General features: G+C 63.7%; 17 protein-coding genes. 8 read left to right on the top strand and 9 right to left on the bottom strand.

Features of this window, described 5'->3' with window-relative positions:
- Positions 1-9: 9 nt before the first annotated feature.
- Both LOY69_RS07800 and LOY69_RS07795 read right to left on the bottom strand, forming a co-directional pair.
- Positions 10-1,752: a ShlB/FhaC/HecB family hemolysin secretion/activation protein gene (locus LOY69_RS07800; RefSeq protein ID WP_265074347.1), complete on the bottom strand. Its 1,743-nt coding sequence runs from the start codon at positions 1,750-1,752 to the stop codon at positions 10-12.
- A gap of 411 nt (positions 1,753-2,163) precedes the next feature.
- Positions 2,164-3,504, bottom strand: a complete 1,341-nt coding sequence (locus LOY69_RS07795) for a DEAD/DEAH box helicase (RefSeq protein WP_170001304.1) — start codon at positions 3,502-3,504, stop codon at positions 2,164-2,166.
- 193 nt (positions 3,505-3,697) lie between these two features.
- Between LOY69_RS07795 and LOY69_RS07790 the strand changes: the two genes are divergently transcribed.
- Positions 3,698-4,996 (top strand): mechanosensitive ion channel family protein, encoded by a 1,299-nt coding sequence (locus LOY69_RS07790; protein ID WP_170001305.1) that lies wholly within the window; start codon positions 3,698-3,700, stop codon positions 4,994-4,996.
- A 193-nt stretch (positions 4,997-5,189) separates the two neighbouring features.
- On the opposite strand, the gene LOY69_RS07785 is transcribed toward LOY69_RS07790, so the two are convergent.
- The 3 genes from LOY69_RS07785 to LOY69_RS07775 all read right to left on the bottom strand — a co-directional run bounded on the left by LOY69_RS07785 (position 5,190) and on the right by LOY69_RS07775 (position 7,371).
- Positions 5,190-6,053 (bottom strand): carboxylate/amino acid/amine transporter, encoded by an 864-nt coding sequence (locus LOY69_RS07785; protein WP_102878801.1) that lies wholly within the window; start codon positions 6,051-6,053, stop codon positions 5,190-5,192.
- Positions 6,054-6,298: 245 nt separating this feature from the next.
- Positions 6,299-6,898, bottom strand: a complete 600-nt coding sequence (locus tag LOY69_RS07780) for an FMN-dependent NADH-azoreductase (RefSeq protein WP_102861686.1) — start codon at positions 6,896-6,898, stop codon at positions 6,299-6,301.
- 158 nt (positions 6,899-7,056) lie between these two features.
- Positions 7,057-7,371: a 3-phosphoglycerate kinase gene (locus LOY69_RS07775; protein WP_102878800.1), complete on the bottom strand. Its 315-nt coding sequence runs from the start codon at positions 7,369-7,371 to the stop codon at positions 7,057-7,059.
- Positions 7,372-7,420: 49 nt separating this feature from the next.
- On the opposite strand from LOY69_RS07775, the gene LOY69_RS07770 reads away from it, so the two are divergent.
- From LOY69_RS07770 to aqpZ, 5 genes are all read left to right on the top strand, one after another.
- Positions 7,421-8,344, top strand: a complete 924-nt coding sequence (locus LOY69_RS07770; RefSeq protein WP_102878799.1) for a LysR family transcriptional regulator — start codon at positions 7,421-7,423, stop codon at positions 8,342-8,344.
- Between the two features lie 30 nt (positions 8,345-8,374).
- Positions 8,375-9,178 carry an alpha/beta fold hydrolase gene (locus LOY69_RS07765; RefSeq protein ID WP_265074346.1) on the top strand — a complete coding sequence of 268 codons (804 nt, stop codon included), beginning with the start codon at positions 8,375-8,377 and terminating at the stop codon, positions 9,176-9,178.
- A gap of 3 nt (positions 9,179-9,181) precedes the next feature.
- On the top strand, positions 9,182-9,745 hold the full coding sequence (locus LOY69_RS07760) for a peptidylprolyl isomerase (RefSeq protein WP_102861682.1): 564 nt from the start codon (positions 9,182-9,184) through the stop codon (positions 9,743-9,745).
- A gap of 91 nt (positions 9,746-9,836) precedes the next feature.
- Entirely contained in the window at positions 9,837-11,669 is a 1,833-nt protein-coding gene (locus tag LOY69_RS07755; protein ID WP_102861681.1) for an ABC transporter ATP-binding protein, read from the top strand.
- 343 nt (positions 11,670-12,012) lie between these two features.
- A complete protein-coding gene (gene aqpZ / locus LOY69_RS07750) occupies positions 12,013-12,711 on the top strand; it encodes an aquaporin Z (RefSeq protein ID WP_102861680.1) in 699 nt (232 codons plus the stop codon).
- 16 nt (positions 12,712-12,727) lie between these two features.
- On the opposite strand, the gene LOY69_RS07745 is transcribed toward aqpZ, so the two are convergent.
- Positions 12,728-13,852: a GNAT family N-acetyltransferase gene (locus LOY69_RS07745; RefSeq protein ID WP_110595123.1), complete on the bottom strand. Its 1,125-nt coding sequence runs from the start codon at positions 13,850-13,852 to the stop codon at positions 12,728-12,730.
- A gap of 86 nt (positions 13,853-13,938) precedes the next feature.
- Positions 13,939-14,844: a LysR family transcriptional regulator gene (locus tag LOY69_RS07740; RefSeq protein WP_102878796.1), complete on the bottom strand. Its 906-nt coding sequence runs from the start codon at positions 14,842-14,844 to the stop codon at positions 13,939-13,941.
- An 83-nt stretch (positions 14,845-14,927) separates the two neighbouring features.
- On the opposite strand from LOY69_RS07740, the gene LOY69_RS07735 reads away from it, so the two are divergent.
- A complete protein-coding gene (locus tag LOY69_RS07735; protein WP_265074345.1) occupies positions 14,928-16,295 on the top strand; it encodes an MFS transporter in 1,368 nt (455 codons plus the stop codon).
- Positions 16,276-16,677, top strand: a complete 402-nt coding sequence (locus tag LOY69_RS07730) for a DUF4440 domain-containing protein (protein ID WP_170001309.1) — start codon at positions 16,276-16,278, stop codon at positions 16,675-16,677. Before LOY69_RS07735 ends, LOY69_RS07730 begins: the two co-directional genes overlap by 20 nt.
- 49 nt (positions 16,678-16,726) lie before the next feature.
- Here LOY69_RS07730 and argS read toward each other — a convergent pair whose 3' ends face one another.
- Positions 16,727-18,439 carry an arginine--tRNA ligase gene (gene argS / locus LOY69_RS07725; protein WP_110595121.1) on the bottom strand — a complete coding sequence of 571 codons (1,713 nt, stop codon included), beginning with the start codon at positions 18,437-18,439 and terminating at the stop codon, positions 16,727-16,729.
- 54 nt (positions 18,440-18,493) lie between these two features.
- The gene (locus LOY69_RS07720; protein WP_110595120.1) at positions 18,494-19,696 is read right to left on the bottom strand and encodes an MDR family MFS transporter; all 1,203 of its coding nucleotides are present in this window, start codon (positions 19,694-19,696) and stop codon (positions 18,494-18,496) included.
- Between the last annotated feature and the right edge of the window lie 35 nt (positions 19,697-19,731).

Genomic DNA, 19,731 nt, shown 5'->3' with positions numbered 1-19,731 from the left:
AGAGCGGAATTAAAGGAACAGGTCCAAACGGAAATAGATCGGCGCTTCGCGTTCACTCAGGGCTTCGGGCCGTTCGAGGGAGTGGGCAAAGGTCACGCTGGCGGCGAGGTTCTTGCCGCGGGCAAAGAACTCGATGGAGTCGCTGGAGACCCGGCCATGCTGCTCGGCGTTGTAGCGGTCGTTGCGGATCGCGCCGAGGTCATAGCCCAGCCCCGTGCCGTACTCGGCGAACACCGGGCGCAGCCAGTCCCAGGTCACCGGGCGACTCCAGCGCAGGTCGTTGCGCCAGTAGTAGCCGCTGTCGCCATTGAGGCTCTGGTCCTTGTAGCCACGGATCGAGGACTGGCTGCCCAGGCTCATGCGTTGCGAGCTGAACAACACATCCTCGCTGCGCTGGCCGGTGACCAGGCTGCTGAACACCAGGGACTCGTCCCACAGCTTGAACGGCTGCTGGTAGCTGGCGGTGGCGGTGTACTTGCGGTAGCGGGCGTTGGCCTGGCGATTGCCGTATTTGTCGCGCTGGTTTTCGCGCTGGGCATCGAAGGCGCCAATACCGTCCTGCAGCCCCAGGTCGAGGTTGAGGAAGGCGCTGCCGATACGCCGACCGTGGTTGATGCCGAACTGGGCTTCGCTGAGGCGGTTGCTGCTGTTACTCAGCTTGCTGTCTTCGATGTAGTTGTTGGTGCGCAGGTAGCTCAGGCCGCTGTTCAGCGAGGTCTTGCTCACGGCATCACGGTGGATCACTCGCTCCAGGCGCAGTTGATGGTTCTGGCTGTCGCCGGTCTGCTTGAAGTTGAAGCCCACGGCCTGAGCCAGGGAGCGGTATTCGCTCTGGCTGTAGCTGTAGCTGAGGTTCCACCAGCCAAACGGCAGGTTGTAGTAGAGCATGGCGTTGCGCGAGGTTTTCTGGTGGTCGCTGACGGCGTCGTGGCCGCCGCGCAACACCAGTTGGTCGGCCAATCCCAGAGGGCTGTCCCATTCGAAAGAGCTGCCCCACTGCTGCTCGCCGGTGCTCTTCTGGCCCTCGTTGCTGCGCGACAGACCGACGCGCCAGGGCTTTTGCGGGTTGTTCTTGACCAGGACTTCACTGCCGCCCACGGCCTGCCCCGGGGCCAGTTCCATCTGCGCCTGGTTCGACGGCAGGCGGTTGAGCTGGTCCACCATCTGTTCGATCTGCCGCAAGTTGAGCAGCTCACCGCTGCTGCCGGGAAAGGCCATGTTCAGTTCGCGGGCTGTGAGCTTGCTGCCCTCGGCGGCCTTGAGCCCTTCGAGCTTGCCCTCTACCACCAGCACTTGCAGGTGGCCGCTGGACAGGTCCTGTTGCGGCAGGTAGGCACGGCTGGTGACCAGGCCCTTTTCGATGTAGCGGTTGGTGATGACCTTGAGCAGCTCGTTGAGCTGGGCCACCCCCAGGCACTGGCCGATATAGGGCTTGAGCAGGCTCTCGCGTTCGCTGGCGGACAGCGAATCGGCGCCTTTGAGCTGGATATCCTGAATCGGGAAGCAGCGGCTATCGCTGGGCGCGCTGGGCGCTACAGGCGCGGCGCTCTTGCCGGGCAGGTCCTTGAGTTCTTCGAGACGCCGCTGCTGTTCTTCCAGCAGGCGGTTCTGCCGGTCGCGGATCAGGTCCTGGTCACCGGGGTTGAAGGTCGGTGCGGGCAAGGGAGCGGCAACAGCCATGTGTACGGTGCCGGCCAGCAGCAGGCAAGACAGGGCACAGCACAACCTCATCCCGAGGGTGGGGATAGACATATTCGGTCCTTCGAAAGGGCAGCAAGGGTCAAGACAGGGCGCGCGATGTTAATGTGCCACCATCTTGGCGTCAAATAAGCGCTGAACGCCCCGACAAACTGCGTATCCCCGCATCATCCGGGCACTGGAGCGGGTGCCGATACTAGATAGACCCCGGCAAGCGACACATCAGACGCTTCTGAATCTTCAGGAAAGTTTTCTTGGCAGCGGGCTGTTGATCCGCCAGAAGCGTCTCTTCGAGCTTTGGCCACTTAGCCAAAACTCGGGGGCATGGCCCAGATTGCCCGGGATGCCGGAATGGGCCGGGAAACCCAAGGCCAGTTGAGCCATCGAGGCCCGGAGTAGCTCTGAAAGCCAGCCAAAAAAAACCCGGATCAGGTCCGGGTTTTTCGTTTACCGCTGGCCGCTGGCTTATTCAGCTACCGGCGCCTGTGGCTTGCGGCGCTTGAGCGGCGCCAGACCGTCCTGGCTGACCAGGCTGTCGCTTTTCGGCCGGTTGGCGGTCTTGCGCTTGGTCGGGGCCTTGGCCACGGACTTTTTCTTGTCGCCCTTGGCGTCGGTCTTTTTCTTCTTCACGCCAACGGCCTTGCCGGACGCCTTGACCTTTTTCGGGCCGCTGTAGGTGCCTTTGACTTCCTTGATGGTGCGGCGCTCGAAGCTCTGCTTGAGGTAGCGCTCGATACTCGACATCAGGTTCCAGTCGCCGTGGCAGATCAGCGAGATGGCCAGGCCATCGTTGCCAGCACGGCCAGTACGACCGATGCGGTGCACGTATTCGTCGCCGCTGCGCGGCATATCGAAGTTGATCACCAGGTCCAGGCCGTCCACGTCCAGGCCACGGGCGGCGACGTCGGTGGCCACGAGGATCTTGACCCCGCCCTGCTTCAGGCGATCGATGGCCAGCTTGCGGTCCTTCTGGTCCTTCTCGCCGTGCAGGACGAAAGCCTTGTAGTCCTGGGCCACCAGGCGGCCATAGATGCGGTCGGCCATGGCCCGGGTGTTGGTGAAGACGATGGCCTTCTGGTAGGTCTCGTTGGCCAGCAGCCAGTTGACGATCTGTTCTTTGTGCTGGTTGTGGTCGGCGGTGATGATCTGCTGACGGGTGGTTTCGTTCAGCTGGCTGACACTGTTGAGTTGCAGGTGCTCAGGGTTGTTGAGGACCTTGGCGACCATCTCGCGCAGGCCGGAACCACCGGTGGTAGCGGAGAACAGCATGGTCTGCTGGCGGTTCGGGCATTCGTCCACCAGGCGCTGCACGTCTTCGGCAAAGCCCATGTCGAGCATGCGGTCGGCTTCGTCGAGCACCAGCACTTCGACTTCTTTGAGGTCCAGGTTGCCGGCGTTGAGTTGCTCCAGCATGCGCCCCGGGGTGCCAATGAGGATGTCCGGCACTTTGCGCAGCATGGCGGCCTGGACCTTGAAGTCTTCACCGCCGGTGATCAGGCCGGACTTGATGAAGGTGAACTGGGAGAAACGCTCGACTTCCTTGAGGGTCTGCTGGGCCAGTTCCCGGGTCGGCAACAGGATCAGGGTCTTGATGCTGACGCGGATCTTCGCCGGGCCGATCAGGCGATTAAGGATTGGCAGGACAAAGGCCGCGGTCTTGCCGCTGCCGGTCTGTGCCGTCACCCGCAGGTCACGCCCTTGCAGCGCGAGCGGAATAGCCGCTGCTTGCACCGGCGTCGGCTCGACAAATTTAAGCTCGGCCACGGCTTTGAGCAGGCGTTCGTGCAGGGCGAATTGGGAAAACACGGGTGCTACCTCGAAGATATGCAAAAAAACAGCTGCATAGGGTAACGGTTTCGAGCGCGCAGGCCGAGTTTCTTTGTGCAAACGGTGGCAAAGAGTTGGTTTTTTGTTAGCCGATTTGTCCTTAACCGTAACTTTCCCAGGGTTAAATGCTCTAATCCTGCCCTTGTGCCTCATAGAAGAATCGTTTTAGCCCATGGATTTCAAACAGCTCTGGCTCAATACCCAGGACCTCTGGGGAGCCCTCGATCAACACCCTCTCCTGCACGCCGGCATCGGCCTGGCCCTGTTACTGGTGATCGCCCTGGTGCTCGGACGAGTGGCCCGCTACCTGGTCCTGCACGCCGTCAGGCTGCTGGGCCGCCAGCCGTCCCTGCACTGGCTCAATGATCTGCGCCACAACAAGGTGTTCCACCGCCTGGCGCAAATGACCCCGTCCCTGGTGATCCAGTTCGGCCTGCACCTGGTGCCGGAGCTGAGCAAGACCAGCCTGCTGTTCCTCGGCAACTTGGCCATGGCCTTCACCATCCTGTTCCAGCTCCTGGCCCTGAGCGCCCTGCTCAACGCCCTGCTGGACATCTACGCGCGCACCGAACACGCCCGCACACGCTCGATCAAGGGCTACGTGCAACTGGCGAAGATGGTGCTGTACGTGTTTGGCGCAATCATCATCGTCGCCACCCTGATCGACCGCTCGCCGCTGTTGCTGCTGTCCGGTCTGGGCGCCATGTCGGCGGTGATCCTGTTGGTCTACAAGGACACCCTGCTGTCCTTCGTCGCCAGCGTGCAGTTGACCAGCAACGACATGCTGCGGGTCGGCGACTGGATCGAGATGCCCCAGGTGGGCGCCGACGGCGATGTGGTGGACATCACCCTGCACACGGTCAAGGTGCAGAACTTCGACAAGACCATCGTCTCCATCCCGACCTGGCGCTTGATGAGCGAGTCGTTCAAGAACTGGCGCGGCATGCAGCAATCCGGCGGTCGGCGGATCAAGCGCAGCCTGTACATCGATGCCAGCGGCGTGCGCTTTTTGCATGACGAAGAGGAACAGCGTCTGAGCAAGGTGCGCCTGCTCACCGACTACATCGGGCGCAAGCAGGCCGAGCTCAAGAGTTGGAACGAAGCCCAGGGCAACGTCGCCGCGCTGTCGGCCAACCGCCGGCGCATGACCAATATCGGCACCTTCCGCGCCTATGCCCTGGCGTACCTCAAGAGCCACCCGGAGATCCAGCCGAACATGACCTGCATGGTGCGCCAGATGCAGACCACGGCCCAGGGCATTCCGCTGGAGATCTACTGCTTCACCCGCACCACGGCCTGGGTGGATTACGAGCGCATCCAGGGGGATATCTTCGATTACCTGCTGGCGGTGATGCCGGAATTTGGCCTGAACCTCTACCAGCAGCCCAGCGGCACCGATCTGCGGGCCGGTTTGCTGCCGGCGATAGCGGGCGCCAGCCATGTTCCACAACCAGAAAAGCACGCGCTTTAACCTGTAGCCGCTGCCGAAGGTTCGGGCCGCGTTCGGACGATCGGCCCCGCAGGGGCCGTGAAACCTGTGTTGGCGGTTCGCCTGGTCATACGCGGCGGCCGCCTTGCGAGTCCTGCGGACTCGGTCGCAGCCTGCGGCAGCGGCTACAACCAGCCCGGCAGCGCCGCCAGCATCCAGCCCCTGGATCGCTGCCTCAGCGAGTCGCCAGCACCGCAGAGCCGCGGCGGCTGATCCACACCGCCCCAAGGATCACCAACCCGCCCAACAACAAGCGCCCCAGGTCTTCATGCTGGTTCCAGATCAGCAGGTTGACCAGCAGCCCCACCGGCACATGCAAGTTGTTCATCACCGCCAGGGTGGCGCCGGTCACCAGGCACGCGCCCTTGTTCCACCAGTACATCCCCAATGCCGTGGACACCAGGCCGAGAAACAGCAGCACCGCCCATTGCAGCGGCGCATCAGGCAGGTAATGGGCCTTGCCGAACAGCAGGAACGCCGGCAGTACCACCAGCAACGCCCCCAGGTAGAAGTAGCCGAAGCGCCGGTAATGCGGCAGGTCGCTGGGGTAGCGTGCCACCAGGTGCTTGTACAGCACTTGCCCGGCGGCGTAGGTGAAGTTGGCCAGTTGCAGCAGCAAGAAGCCGATGAAGAAGTCCGGATTGACGCTGTCGTAGCGAATCACCACCGCGCCCGCCACCGCCACCAGCGCCGCCAGCAGCCCCCAGGGGTTGAAGCGCCGGTTCAGGGCGTCTTCGATCAGGGTTACGTGCAAAGGCGTGAGGATGGTGAACAGCAGCACCTCCGGCACCGTCAGCACCCGAAAGCTCAGGTACAGGCACACGTAGGTGATGCCGAACTGCAGGGCCCCGATCAGCAGCATGCCGCGCATGAAGGCCGGTTCCACCCGGCGCCAGCGGGTCAGCGGGAGAAACACCAGCCCCGCCAGCAGCACCCGCACCAGCACCGCGAAGTAACTGTCGACATGCCCGGCCAGGTATTCGCCGATCAGGCTGAAGGAAAATGCCTGGATCAGAGTGACAAAAAGTAGATAGCCCATGTTCGCCTCATCTTGAATGGCGGCGACGATAGCGGTTTTGCCGGTACAGATGAAATCCCGGGCAAAAAAAAGCCCGATCTCGCTAGGCGTGCAATCGGGCGTCGGCACTGAAGAAGCAACCAGTGCAAAGGGAGGTTCGATGCGCGAACCGGCTTGAAGGGGATCCGCAGGCGCTACTTGAACACCGGCGGATTATCTGCGGATTAACGGCGCCCATCTTGCAGCGCCGCTTCGTCCAACGGGGCTCAGGCCACCTGGGCCAGCTTGGCGTTGGCCTGGTTCAAGCCCTTTTCGTGGAAGTCGCCGCCCAGGTTCAAACCTTCGGCGTGGATGAATTCGACGTCGTGGATACCGATAAAGCCCATGACCTGACGCAGGTAGGGTTCCTGGTGATCGGCGCTGCTGCCGGCGTAGATGCCACCCCGAGCAGTGAGCACGTAGGCACGCTTGCCGGTGAGCAGGCCCTGGGGCCCGGTGTCGGTGTACTTAAAGGTCACCCCGGCACGCAGCACATGGTCGAGCCAGGCTTTCAGGGTGCTGGGAATGGCAAAGTTGTACATCGGCGCGGCCATCACCAACACGTCGGCGGCCAGCAGCTCCTCGGTCAGCTCATTGGAGCGCTGCAGGGACTCCTGCTCGGCGGCGCTGCGCTGCTCGGCAGGTTTCATCCAGCCTCCCAACAGGTTGGCGTCCAAATGCGGCACCGGGTTGCGGGCCAGGTCACGCACCGTGATCGAGTCGCCGGGGTGAGCGGCCTGCCATTGCTGGATAAAGGTCTGGGTCAATTGCCGGGATACGGAATCCTGCTGGCGGGCACTGCTTTCAATGATCAGGACGCGGGACATGGCTGAAGCCTCCATCGGGGTATGCATAAGTCGATGGAGCGCAGATTAAACAGAGTGATATCGATGAAAAAGCGCAAATAACTGCTATAACCAATCAACAAATTCGTTTATAAGCGGAGCCAGCCCCAACGCAGCACGCCGGGCCGGCCCAGAGTCCATCATTTGGCCTGGCAGTTCAGGTCCAGGCGCAGCTTGATGATCTTGCGATTGAACTTGGCGGTCACGTTCTTGCTCTTGCCGGCCGCCACTTCCACCTTGCGGGTGCGGGGCGCCTCGGGGCCATTGCGAAACACCACCGAACACACGGCGTCGTTCTTGCCGTAGTTGTTCAACTGGATGGAGCCGATGTCTTCATCGGTAGCAAAGGTGGTGTAGTCGATGCTCTGGCCGTTCAACTGCTTCTCGACATCGATGGGGTAGGCCCAGGCGCAGAGGGGCAACAGCGCCAGCAACACACAACAGAATTTTCTCATTCGGCAGTCTCCAATAAGGAGCGCCAGCTTAGGACAAGAGGAGTCCCTCATGAAAGCGCCCCGCGTGACCCTGGATCAATGGCGCACCCTGCAGGCGGTGGTCGATCACGGCGGCTTCGCCCAGGCCGCCGAAGCCCTGCACCGCTCGCAGTCCTCGGTCAGCTACACCGTGGCGCGCATGCAGGACCAGCTCGGCGTGCCGCTGCTGCGCATCGATGGCCGCAAGGCGGTGCTCACCGAAGCCGGCGGCGTGTTGCTGCGCCGCTCCCGGCAACTGGTCAAGCAGGCCAGCCAGCTGGAAGACCTGGCCCACCATATGGAACAGGGCTGGGAAGCCGAGGTGCGACTGGTGGTGGACGCCGCCTACCCCAACGCGCGCCTGGTGCGCGCCCTGACCGCCTTCATGCCGCAAAGCCGTGGCTGCCGCGTACGCCTGCGCGAAGAAGTGCTGTCCGGGGTCGAGGAAGTGCTGCTCGAAGGCGTGGCCGACCTGGCCATCAGTGGCTTCAACATTCCCGGTTACCTGGGCACCGAGATGAGTTCGGTGGAATTTGTCGCCGTGGCCCACCCGGAACACGCCCTGCACCGCCTGCAACGGGAACTGCACTTCCAGGACCTGGAAAGCCAGCTGCAAGTGGTGATCCGCGACTCCGGCCGCCAGCAGCCGCGGGATGTGGGCTGGCTCGGCGCCGAACAACGCTGGACCGTGGGCAGCCTGGCCACCGCCGCGACCTTCGTCAGCAGCGGCCTGGGGTTTGCCTGGCTGCCCCGGCACCTGATCGAACGGGAGCTGCGCGAAGGCCTGCTCAAGGTCCTGCCCCTGGACCAGGGCGGCAGCCGCCATCCGACCTTCTTCCTCTATTCCAACAAGGACAAACCCCTGGGCCCGGCCACGCAGATCCTCGTGGAACTGCTGCGCACCTTCGACACCGCGCCCCTGGATGCGCCCTTTGCCGCCCCCGAGCAAGCCTGACGTCCCACCCACCAGAACAGGAGTTCTGCCATGGCGTATTTCGAGCATGAAGGTTGCACCCTGCACTACGAGGAATACGGCCGGGGCGACCCCCTGCTGCTGGTTCACGGCCTGGGCTCCAGCGCCCTGGACTGGGAAAAGCAGATCCCCGAGCTCGCGGCCCGCTACCGGCTGATCATCCCGGACATTCGCGGTCACGGGCGTTCCGACAAACCTCGGGAGCGCTACAGCATCCCGGGCTTCAGCGCCGACATCGTGGCGCTGATCGAGCACCTGAACCTGGGTCACGCGCACTACGTCGGGCTGTCCATGGGCGGCATGATCGGCTTCCAGCTGGCGGTGGATCAGCCGCAATTGCTCAAGAGCCTGTGCATCGTCAACAGCGCCCCCGAGGTCAAGCTACGCAGCGCCAATGACTACTGGCAGTGGTTCAAGCGCTGGAGCCTGGCCCGGGTGTTGAGCCCGGCCGCCATCGGCAAGGCCCTGGGGCCGCGCCTGTTTCCCAAGCCGGAGCAGGGTGAGCTGCGGCAAAAGATGGCCGAGCGCTGGGCAAAAAACGACAAACGTGCTTATCTCGCCAGCTTCGACGCCATCGTCGGCTGGGGAGTGCAGGAACGTCTGGGGCGGATCACCTGTCCAACCCTGGTCGTCAGCGCCGACCGCGACTACACCCCGGTGGCGGTCAAAGAGGCTTATGTCAAACTGCTGCCGGATGCACGGCTGGTGGTGATCGAGGACTCCCGACACGCCACGCCGCTGGACCAGCCGCAGCGCTTCAACCACACCCTGCTGGACTTCATAACCACAGTCGACACCACCACTCAGGATCACTGAACCATGCTGAAAAAAATCGCCCTCGTCGCCGGCTCCGTGCTGTTCGCTGCCAACCTGATGGCCGCCCAACCGGCCAAGGCGCCTCACGTCCTGCTGGACACCAGCTTCGGCAAGATCGAAGTCGAACTGGACCCGGTCAAGGCACCGATCTCCAGCAAGAACTTCCTCGACTACGTCGACAGCGGCTTCTACAACAACACCATCTTCCACCGGGTAATCCCGGGGTTCATGGCCCAAGGCGGTGGTTTCACCGCGCAGATGGTGCAGAAAGACACCCGCGACCCGATCAAGAACGAAGCCTCCAACGGTCTGCATAACGTTCGCGGCACCCTGTCCATGGCCCGCACCTCCAACCCCAACTCGGCCACCAGCCAGTTCTTCATCAACGTCGCCGACAACGCCTTCCTCGACCCGGGCCGCGATGCCGGCTACGCGGTGTTCGCCAAGGTGGTGAGCGGCATGGACGTGGTGGACCAGATCGTCAATTCCCAGACCACCACCAAGCAAGGCATGCAAAACGTGCCTGTGGACCCGGTGCTGATCAAGTCGGCCAAGCGCATCGACTGAATTCCGCAGCCTGTCCCGACGGCGGCGCCCTACCCGGCGCCCCGTCCGCTTTCAGAACAGGAGAGCCCGTACCCCGGGCTTCAAGACCCCCATGCTCTTTCGTCGTTTTGAACAACTGATCGATATCTTCCGCGACGCCCCCAGCGCCACCCCGCCCAATCGGGTCCTGCCCTTCTACTTCCACTACATCAAGCAAGTCTGGCCCAGCTTCGTCGCCCTGCTGGTGGTGGGCCTGTTCGTGGCCCTGATCGAGGTGTCGCTGTTCAGCTACCTGAGCACCATCATCGACCTGGCCCAGGGCACGCCCAGCGTCCAGGTATTCACCGACCACGGCCTGGAGCTGGCCTGGATGGCGGTGGTGGCCCTGCTGTTCCGGCCGCTGATGGTGGGCCTGCACGACCTGTTGATGCACCAGACCATCAACCCCGGCATGACCAGCCTGATCCGCTGGCAGAACCACAGCTACGTGCTGCGCCAGAGCCTGAACTTCTTCCAGAACGACTTCGCCGGGCGCATCGCCCAGCGCATCATGCAGACCGGCTATTCGCTGCAGGACTCCTCGGTGCAGGTGATCGACGCCCTGTGGCACGTGACCATCTACGCCATCGGCTCCCTGGTGCTGTTCGCCGACGCCGACTGGCGCCTGATGATCCCCCTGCTGCTGTGGATCGCCGGTTTCATCGGTGCCATGCGCTACTTCGTGCCACGCATCCAGAAGCGCTCGGTGGACGCCTCCGACGCCCGCTCCAAACTCATGGGGCGGATCGTCGACGGCTACACCAACATCACCACCCTCAAGCTCTTCGCCCACACCCACTTCGAGCAGAGCTACGCCCGCGAAGCCATCGCCGAGCAGACCGAGAAAAGCCAATTGGCCGGGCGCGTGGTTACCGCCATGGACGTGACCATCACCAGCCTCAACGGCCTGCTGATCGTCAGCACCACGGGCCTGGCCCTGTGGCTGTGGAGCCAGTCGCTGATCAGCGCCGGGGCCATCGCCCTGGCCACCGGCCTGGTGATCCGCATCGTCAACATGTCCGGCTGGATCATGTGGGTGATCAACGGCATCTTCGAGAACATCGGCATGGTCGAGGACGGCCTCAAGACCATCGCCCAGCCGCTGCAACTCACCGACCGTGAGCAGGCGCCGAAGCTGGCGGTGGCCAAGGGCGGCGTGCGCTTCGAGCATGTGGAGTTCCATTACGGCAAGGCTAACAAGGTCATCAGCGACCTCAACCTGGACATCCGTCCCGGGGAGAAGATCGGCCTGATCGGCCCGTCCGGGGCCGGCAAATCGACCCTGGTCAACCTGCTGCTGCGCCTCTACGACCTGCAGGGCGGGCAGATCCTCATCGACGGCCAGAACATCGCCGAGGTGACCCAGGAAAGCCTGCGCGAGCGCATCGGCATGATCACCCAGGACACCTCGCTGCTGCACCGCTCGATCCGTGACAACCTGCTTTACGGCCGCCCCGATGCCACCGACGAGGAGCTCTGGGAAGCGGTGCGCAAGGCCCGGGCCGACGAGTTCATCCCGCAGCTGTCCGATGCCCAGGGCCGCACCGGCTTCGATGCCCACGTTGGCGAACGCGGGGTCAAGCTGTCCGGCGGCCAGCGCCAGCGCATCGCCATTGCCCGGGTGCTGCTCAAGGACGCGCCGATCCTGATCATGGACGAAGCCACCTCGGCCCTGGACTCGGAAGTGGAAGCGGCGATCCAGGAAAGCCTGGAGACCCTGATGCAGGGCAAGACCGTAATCGCCATCGCCCACCGTCTCTCCACCATCGCCCGCATGGACCGCCTGATCGTCCTGGAACAGGGGCGCATTGCCGAAGCAGGCACCCACGCCGAACTGCTGGCCCATGGTGGTTTGTACGCGCGCCTGTGGCAGCACCAGACTGGAGGATTCGTCGGCATCGACTGACCGGCAGCGACTGATCTGTAGCCGCTGCCGCAGGCTGCGATCGGCACCGCCGGGGCCGCAGAACCTGCATCAGCGGTTTGCCTGGTCAATCGTGGTGGCCGCCTTGCGAGTCCTGCGGACTCGGTCGCAGCCTGCGGCAGCGGCTACAGCAATCAGGTGCAGAAGGTTGTGCCTCGCAACGCCAGGGCCCCGTTTCCAGGGGCCCTGGCGTTTTTTTGTGGGCTGGAATTGCGCCAAAAGCCTGCTGTACTGAGCCTAGGTTCCGGGACAGAACCTGCAGTTAACCCGCGGGATGCATAACAGTTGTATCGCGTTGATAGGTTGGCCTATCAAGGAATCACTCATGTCTTTGTTCAAACGTTCCATGACTGAATTGCTCGGGACCTTCTGGCTGGTTCTCGGCGGCTGCGGCAGCGCCGTGCTGGCGGCGGCGTTTCCCAATGTCGGCATCGGTCTGCTGGGCGTCGCCCTGGCCTTCGGCCTGACGGTGCTGACCATGGCCTTCGCCATCGGCCATATTTCCGGCTGCCACCTCAATCCCGCCGTGTCCGTGGGCCTGGTGGTGGGCGGACGCTTTCCGGCCAGGGAGCTGCCAGCCTATATCGTGGCGCAGGTCATCGGCGGGGCCATCGCCGCAGCGCTGCTGTATTTCATTGCCAGCGGCAAGCCCGGCTTCGAGCTGGCCTCGGGGCTGGCCTCCAATGGCTATGGCGAGCACTCCCCCGGCGGCTATTCAATGGCAGCGGGGTTTGTCTGTGAACTGGTGATGACCGGGATGTTCGTGGTGATCATTCTGGGCGCCACTGACAAACGCGCCCCGGCGGGGCTGGCGCCCATTGCCATTGGCCTGGCCCTGACCCTGATCCACCTGATCTCGATCCCGGTCACCAACACCTCGGTCAACCCGGCCCGCAGCACTGGCCCGGCGCTGATCGTCGGCGGTTGGGCCCTGCAGCAACTGTGGCTGTTCTGGCTGGCACCGATCCTCGGCGCAGTGATCGGCGCCGTGCTCTACCGCTGGCTGGGCAAGGAAGACGGCTGAGCAACGGCGGCGAGGATCACGCCTGCCGATAGGGCAAGGCGTCCCTCGCCTCCTCGGCATAAGCGCGAATCCCGACCCGCTCCCGATGCAGGAAATCCTGCACCGCGGCATTCAGCCCGGGGTGACGCAGGTAGTGCCAGGAGCGGGTGATCACCGGTTCGAAGCCCCGAATCAGTTTGTGCTCGCCCTGGGCCCCGGCGTCGAAGCGCTGCAGCCCCTGGGCGATGGCGTAGTCCATGCCCTGATAGAAACAGGTCTCGAAATGCAGGCGGTCAAACTCCGCCAGGCAGCCCCAGTAGCGGCCGTAGAAACTGTCGCCCCCCACCAGGCTGAAGGCCATGGCCACCGGGCGCCCGCCCTGCTTGGCCAGGACCACGCGAATCGCCTCGGGCATGCGCTCGGCCAGCAGGCTGAAGAAGGCCCGGGTCAGGTACGGCGACTGGCGCCGCACCGCATAGGTATTGGCGTAGCAGGCATAGACGAAATCCCACAGTGCCTCGTCCAGTTCATGGCCTTCGAACCACTGGAAATCAAAGCCCTGCCCCGCCACCTGTTCGCGCTCCTTGCGCATCTGCTTGCGCTTGCGCGAGCTCAAGGCGTCGAGAAAATCCTGAAAATCCCGGTAGCCGCGATTCTGCCAGTGGAACTGACAGCCCAGGCGCTGCAACCAGCCTGGTTGCTGTTCCAGGGCCTGATCGCTGAAGTCGTCGGTGAAATTGATATGGGCGCTGGAAAGCCCTTCGATCTCCAGGTAACCGGGCAGGCTTTTCAGCAGCTCGAAGGCGTCCGCCTGGGTCGCCGCCAACACCCGGGCGCCGCTCACCGGGCTGAACGGCACCGCCGTCAGCAGCTTGGGGTAGTAGTCGATCCCGGCCCGCGCGCAGGCATCGGCCCAGCCATGATCGAACACGTATTCACCGTAGGAGTGCCATTTGCGATAGCTGGGCAGGGCCGCCAGCAGCCGGCCGTCTTCTACATGCAGCAGGTGCTCGGCCTGCCAACCAGAGCCCGGGCCCAGGCTGCCACTGTCTTCCAGGGCACTGAGAAAGGCGTGACGGACAAAGGGTTGCCCGTCCTTGAGCAGGCCATCCCATTGCACAGGATCGACGGCAGACAGACTGTTCAAGGATTGCAGCGGCATGGGGGTCCCCGGAATTCAGATCGAACGACCCGGCGAGTATCCTCCATCCCCGGACTCACCGAAACCGCCAGCACCCTGCCCCCCTCTCAATGCCCCAGGTGTTCGGCGAGAAAATCGATGAACACCCGGGATTTGCGCGGCAAGTGGGCGCTGTTGGGAAACAGCACATGCACCGGCTGCGGCGCCAGGCTGTACGGCGGCAGCACCCGCACCAGGCGCCCGTTGGCCAGGTCGTCGAGCACCAGCCATTCGGGCAGCACCGCCAGCCCCAGGCCGGCCAGGGCCAGGGCGCGAATCGCCGTCGCCGAATTGGACTCATGCCCGGGGTTGACCCGCACCTCCACCTCGCCCCGACGCGGATGATTGAAGGTCCAGCTGGGCGGCCCCGCCAGATTGCTGTTGCCGATCCACGGCAAGCGACAGAGATCCTCGGCCTGCGCCAGTTCCACGCCCTTGAGCAGATCCGGGCTGGCCACCAGGGCGATGCCGTAGTCCGCCAGCTTGCGACCCTTGAACCCCGAGTCCGCCAGGTGGCCGAGGCGAATCACCAGATCGAGCTTTTCCGCCACCAGGTCATTCAACGACGAATTGAAGTGATAACTCAGGCGTACCTCGGGGTAGCGCGCGGTGAACAACGGCAGGATCGGCAGCACGAAAGTCTCGGCGTACTCCGCCGTGGAGCTGATGCGCAACTTGCCGCTGACCCGGTTGCGTCCGTGCAGCACGTTGTCAAAGGCGGTATCGATATTGGCGACAATCCCCTTGAATTCGTCATACAGGTCCTGGCCGCTTTCCGTCAGGGCGATATGCCGCGTGGTGCGGATCAGCAAGGTACTGGCCAGGGCCTGCTCCAGCGCCTTGATATGCAGGCTGGCCATGGCCTTGCTGATGCCCAGGTACTGCGCGGCGCGGGTGTAGGAGCCAAAGTCCACCACCGCGAGAAAGGTCTGCACCCGGTGCAGTTGGCCGTGAAAGGTCTCGCTCACTGTCAAATCTCATTAAACAATGCGTCAAGTATAGGCCCCTCGACAGTCTCCGCCCAAGCTCCCTAAGCTGCGGGCAAAACGGAGGCGGCATGACCTACAGATACAAAGTGGCGGTGGTATTTCTTCTCGGATTCTTTATCGACTGCGTGAATATCTTCATGTCGGCGGTGGCCCTGCCGAGCATCGCCGCGCACTGGCAGGTCTCCAGCGCCAGCGTGGCCTGGGTGGCCAACGCCTACATTCTCGGCCTGACCCTGGTGATTCCCATCAGCACCTGGCTGGCAGGACGCTTCGGCAGCCGGGAGATCCTCAGCGCCTCGATGCTGCTGTTCAGTGGCGCGGCCCTGCTCTGTGGGCTGGCCGACGACTTCAGGTGGCTGGTGTTCTGGCGACTGGTGCAGGGCATGGCCGGCGGCCTGCTGATTCCCCTGGGGCAAGCCCTGACCTTCAACCTGTTCCAGGGCCCGCAACGGGCGCGCATCTCGACCCTGATCATGGCCGTGGCATTGCTGGCGCCGGCACTCTCGCCGACCCTGGGCGGCGCGATCGTCGACCACAGTTCCTGGCGCTGGGTGTTCTTCGCCAGCCTGCCGTTGTCCTTGCTGGCGGCGCTGCTGTCCTGGCGCTGGGTCCGCAGCGAACGCACTCCGCATCCGGCCCGACCGGACCTGCGCGGCCTGCTGCTGGTGAGCGCCAGCCTGGGCAGCCTGCTGCTGGGCATGTCGCTGTACGGCAGCGGCTACCCGGCCCATCAGGCCCTGCTCTGCCTCGCGGCCGGCCTGCTGTTGGCCGCGCTGTACCGCAGGCACTGCCAGGCTTGCCCACAGCCCATCGTCGATCTGCACCTGCTGAGCAATCCCCGCCTCGGCCTGTCAGTGGGCATCTACCACGCGATTCCCGGGATCTTCACCGGCGTCAACCTGCTGAGCCTGTTCTTCCTGCAGGACAGCCTGCACCTGAGCGCGCAACACAGCGGCATGTTCATGCTGCTGTATGCCGCCGGTGCCCTGCTGGCGATGCTGGCCTGCGGGCGTTACTACCACCGCATCGGCGCCCCGCGACTGTTCTCCATCGCCCTGGTGCTGCACAGCGCCGGCATCGCCACCTTGTGTTGGGTCAACGCGACATCCGACCTGCCGCTGATCATGCTGGCCTACCTGCTGATGGGCCTTGGCGGCGGCGCCGGTGCCAACACCGCCCAGACCACCGCCCTGCTGGACTTCAGCGGCAGCGACACGCACAAAGCCAGCGTGATCTGGAACATCAACCGGCAGATGGCCTTCAGCCTTGGCGCAGCCTTGCTGCTGATGCTCTACAACCTCCTGCTCAGGTACCTGGACGCTCTCGCGGCCTATCACCTGAGCCTGCTACTGGCCGCCCTGGCCGGCCTGCTTCCCTTGCCGGCCCTCGGCAGACTCACTCCACAAAAGGCCTCCCATGCCCAACTCGATCGTTAAACAGGCACAGCACAGCGTGCACTGGATTCATCAACTGATTCACCGTGTCTTCACCGATCAACGGGGGGATGGCGCGGCCTGCATCGAGCAACTGCTGCCGCTGTTCGCCGAGGATTTCCAGATGGTGACCACCAGCGGCGCCCTGGTTGGCCGGGCACAGGTGGAGCAGCTGTTTCGCAGTGCCCTGGGCACCCGCGCGGGGCTGGAGATCATCGTCAGCGATCTGCACTGCCTGTGGCAGGAAGGCCACAGCGCGGCGATCCGCTACAAGGAAACCCATTGCCTGAACCAGAGCCAGACCTCGCGCCTGTCACTGGCGATCATCCGGGTCCAGGACGATGCAGTGCAGTGGCTGTACCTGCACGAAACCGCCTGCCCCTGAGCCCTTTGCCCGAGGCGCGGCACGCGCCCCGCCTCGGCCAAGCACAGCATCACATGGTGTCGACCACCTCGATCCCCAGCAGCCCCAGGCCCTCCTTCAGGGTTCGGGCGGTCAGTTCACAGAGTTTCAGCCGCGAACCATCGACACGCTCGTCAGCAATCACCGGGCAGGACTCGTAGAAACGCGAAAACGCCGTGGCCAGCCCGTACAGATAGGCACACAGCACGTGGGGCAGGCTTTCGCGCAGCACTTGCAACATCACATCCTCGAAACGCAGCAGCTCGATGGCCAGGCTGTGTTCATGGGGCTCGATGATCTGCAGGCCCTGCTCCTTGACGCTCCCGGCCCGGGTCAGCACGCGGTTGGCCCTGGTGTAGGCGTATTGCAGGTAAGGCGCGGTATTGCCCTCGAAGGACAGCATCGCGTCCCAGTCGAACACGTAATCGGTGTTGCGATGACGGGACAGGTCGGCGTACTTCAGCGCGCCGATGCCCACCACCCGGGCCACGTGTCGACGGGCCTCGGGGTCCAGCCCGGTGTTCTTCGCGGCGATCAGCACCTCGGCCCGCTCCACCGCCTCGGTCAGCAACGCATCGAGCTTGACCGACTCGCCGGACTTGGTCTTCAACGGCTTGCCATCGGCGCCCTTGATCGTGCCATGGCTGACATGCTCGAAATCCGCCTGGGGCGGCAGGAAGCCGGCCTTGCGCGCCACCAGGAACAACTGCTGGAAATGCAGGGACTGACGCACATCCACCACATACAGGCAGCGGTCGAGCTTGAGCTGGCGAATGCGAAAACGGATCGCCGCCAGGTCCGTGGTGGCATAGAGAAAGCCACCGCCCTGCTTCTGCACGATAAAGGCCGCCTCCTGGCCCTCCTTGTTGGCGTACTCCGCCAGCATCACCACCCTGGCGCCCTGGCTTTCGGTCAGCAGGCCCTTGTCCTGCAGGGCCTGGACCAGGGGCTGCAGGTCATCGTTGTAGAAACTCTCGCCACGGATGTCCGACTGTTTGAGCAACAGGCCCAGGCGCTGGAAGATATCCAGGGAGTGGGACAGCGACACCTCGACGAAGGTGTGCCACATGCGCAGCACCTCGGCGTCTCCCTGTTGCAGCCGGACCACATAATCCCGGGCACGGCGGGCAAAATCCTCCGATTCATCGAAGCGCAGCTTGGCCTGTTGGTAGAAGCGGTTCAGGTCCCGCAGTTCGTAGTCCTGCCGGCAGGTATCGGTGGCCTCTTTCATATAGGCCAGGAGCATGCCGAACTGAGTGCCCCAGTCGCCGACGTGACTCTGCAGGATCACGTCCTGGCCCATGAACAGATTGATCCGCGCCAGGGCGTCGCCAATGATGCTGCCGCGCAGGTGCCCGACGTGCATTTCCTTGGCCAGGTTGACCGAGGCGTACTCCACCATCACCCGCTTGGCCGGCTGCGGTTCGACTCCCAGGTTGCGGGTCAGCAGCGCATGCTCCAGGCGTTCGCGCAGGAAGTCCTTGCTGAGGGAAATATTGATAAAGCCCGGCCCGGCGATCTGCAGGTGCTCGGCGATGCCCCGCAGGTCCACCCGCTCCACCAGTTGCAGGGCCAGCTCACGCGGCGCCAGGCCCAGCTTCTTGGCCGCGGCCATGACTCCACTCATCTGGAAGTCGCCAAACTCGGGACGGCTGGCCAGTTGAATCACCGGCGGACTGTCAGTGGCGCCCAGGCCGTTGAGGGCGGCCGCGAAACGTTGGTCCAGAATGCGCATTACAGACATGTCGGATACACCTCATCCTTGAAGATTTCGAACCTCAGGCGGCAACCCTGCCCTTTACCTGACGGCGTAGTTTTGTACCACCATGACCAGCCCGCACAGTGCGGCCAATCCTATGAACATCCATTGCCCCCCCACCAGGTCGAGCATGCCGCCACCGTAGATCGGCGACAGCGCAATGCCCACCCGATAAAGGCTGGAGACCCCGAAATAGGTGCCGCGCAGACTCTCCTGAGCCAGCCGGTCGACCTCGATGCTGAAGATCGGGAACACAATCAACTCGCCCACGCTCAACAGCAGCGTGGCCAGCGCCAGCCCCCAGAACAGCGTCACCGGCGAGCCGGCGAACACCAGTTGCGACGCTAACATCAGGGCCATGCCCCAGAACAGCCGGCAGCGAGTGGAATAAACCTCCAGCAAGCGCAACAGAGGAAACTGAGTAAAGACCACAATCAGCGAGTTGAGGGTGATCAGGATCACCAGCAGGGTCACCGGGTCCTGCACTTCGCTACGCGCCAGGTACTGCGGCAGGGTCGAGTCGAACGAGGCATAGACGAAGGCCGCCACGGTGTTGCACAGCATCAGCAGGGTAAATCGCCGATGCTTGAGCACCGCACCGAAGGCCACCAGGAAGTTGGGGGTCGGGGCGCTGGCATGCCGCTGCACCCGGGCCTCCTTGTCCCGCAGCAGACGCCACAGCAGCAGGCCGAACACCGTGTACACCAGGGCGCAGACGGCGAACACCAGGGAGCGCACGCTGGACAGCAGCAACATGCCGATCAACGGCCCGATGGAGCCGCCGACGTTCACCAGAAAATAGTTGGCATACAGTGCCAGCTCCCGGGACTGCAGGTCCTCCACGTAATCGCCGATCAGCACTTTGCAGGTCGACTCCAGCAGCGAGCAGCCGATGCTCACCCCCGCCACTGCCACGCCGAACCAGAACACCGAGCCGGCCTCGATGAACAGCAAGAACGACAGCGCGCTCAACAAGGCGCCCGCCAGGATCAGGCGCCGGCGCCCGAAGCGGTCCGAGAGCCAGCCGGTGTAGATACTGCTCAGTGCGCCGCCGACCATGGCCACCGCCAGCAGGGTGCCGATCAAGGTCGCCCCCAGGTGATAGTCCTGGTACAGGAAGATCGCCAGGAACGGCCAGATCATGAAGAACGCGCTGCGGGTCAGCAGGGTGCCGAACAGCACCACATGGATCTCTCTGGGCAGGGTGGCGTAGCGCGCCCAGCTGAAGGTTCTTTCAATCATGGGCCGGCCCACTTCTCCCGCCAGGGGGAGCCTGT

Origin of the sequence: Pseudomonas sp. B21-059 (assembly GCF_026016285.1) — a bacterium.
In the GTDB taxonomy this organism is placed as follows: domain Bacteria; phylum Pseudomonadota; class Gammaproteobacteria; order Pseudomonadales; family Pseudomonadaceae; genus Aquipseudomonas; species Aquipseudomonas danubii.
The sequence above is the reverse complement of the archived record's forward strand: the minus strand, read 5'-3'. Positions and strand labels throughout refer to the sequence as shown.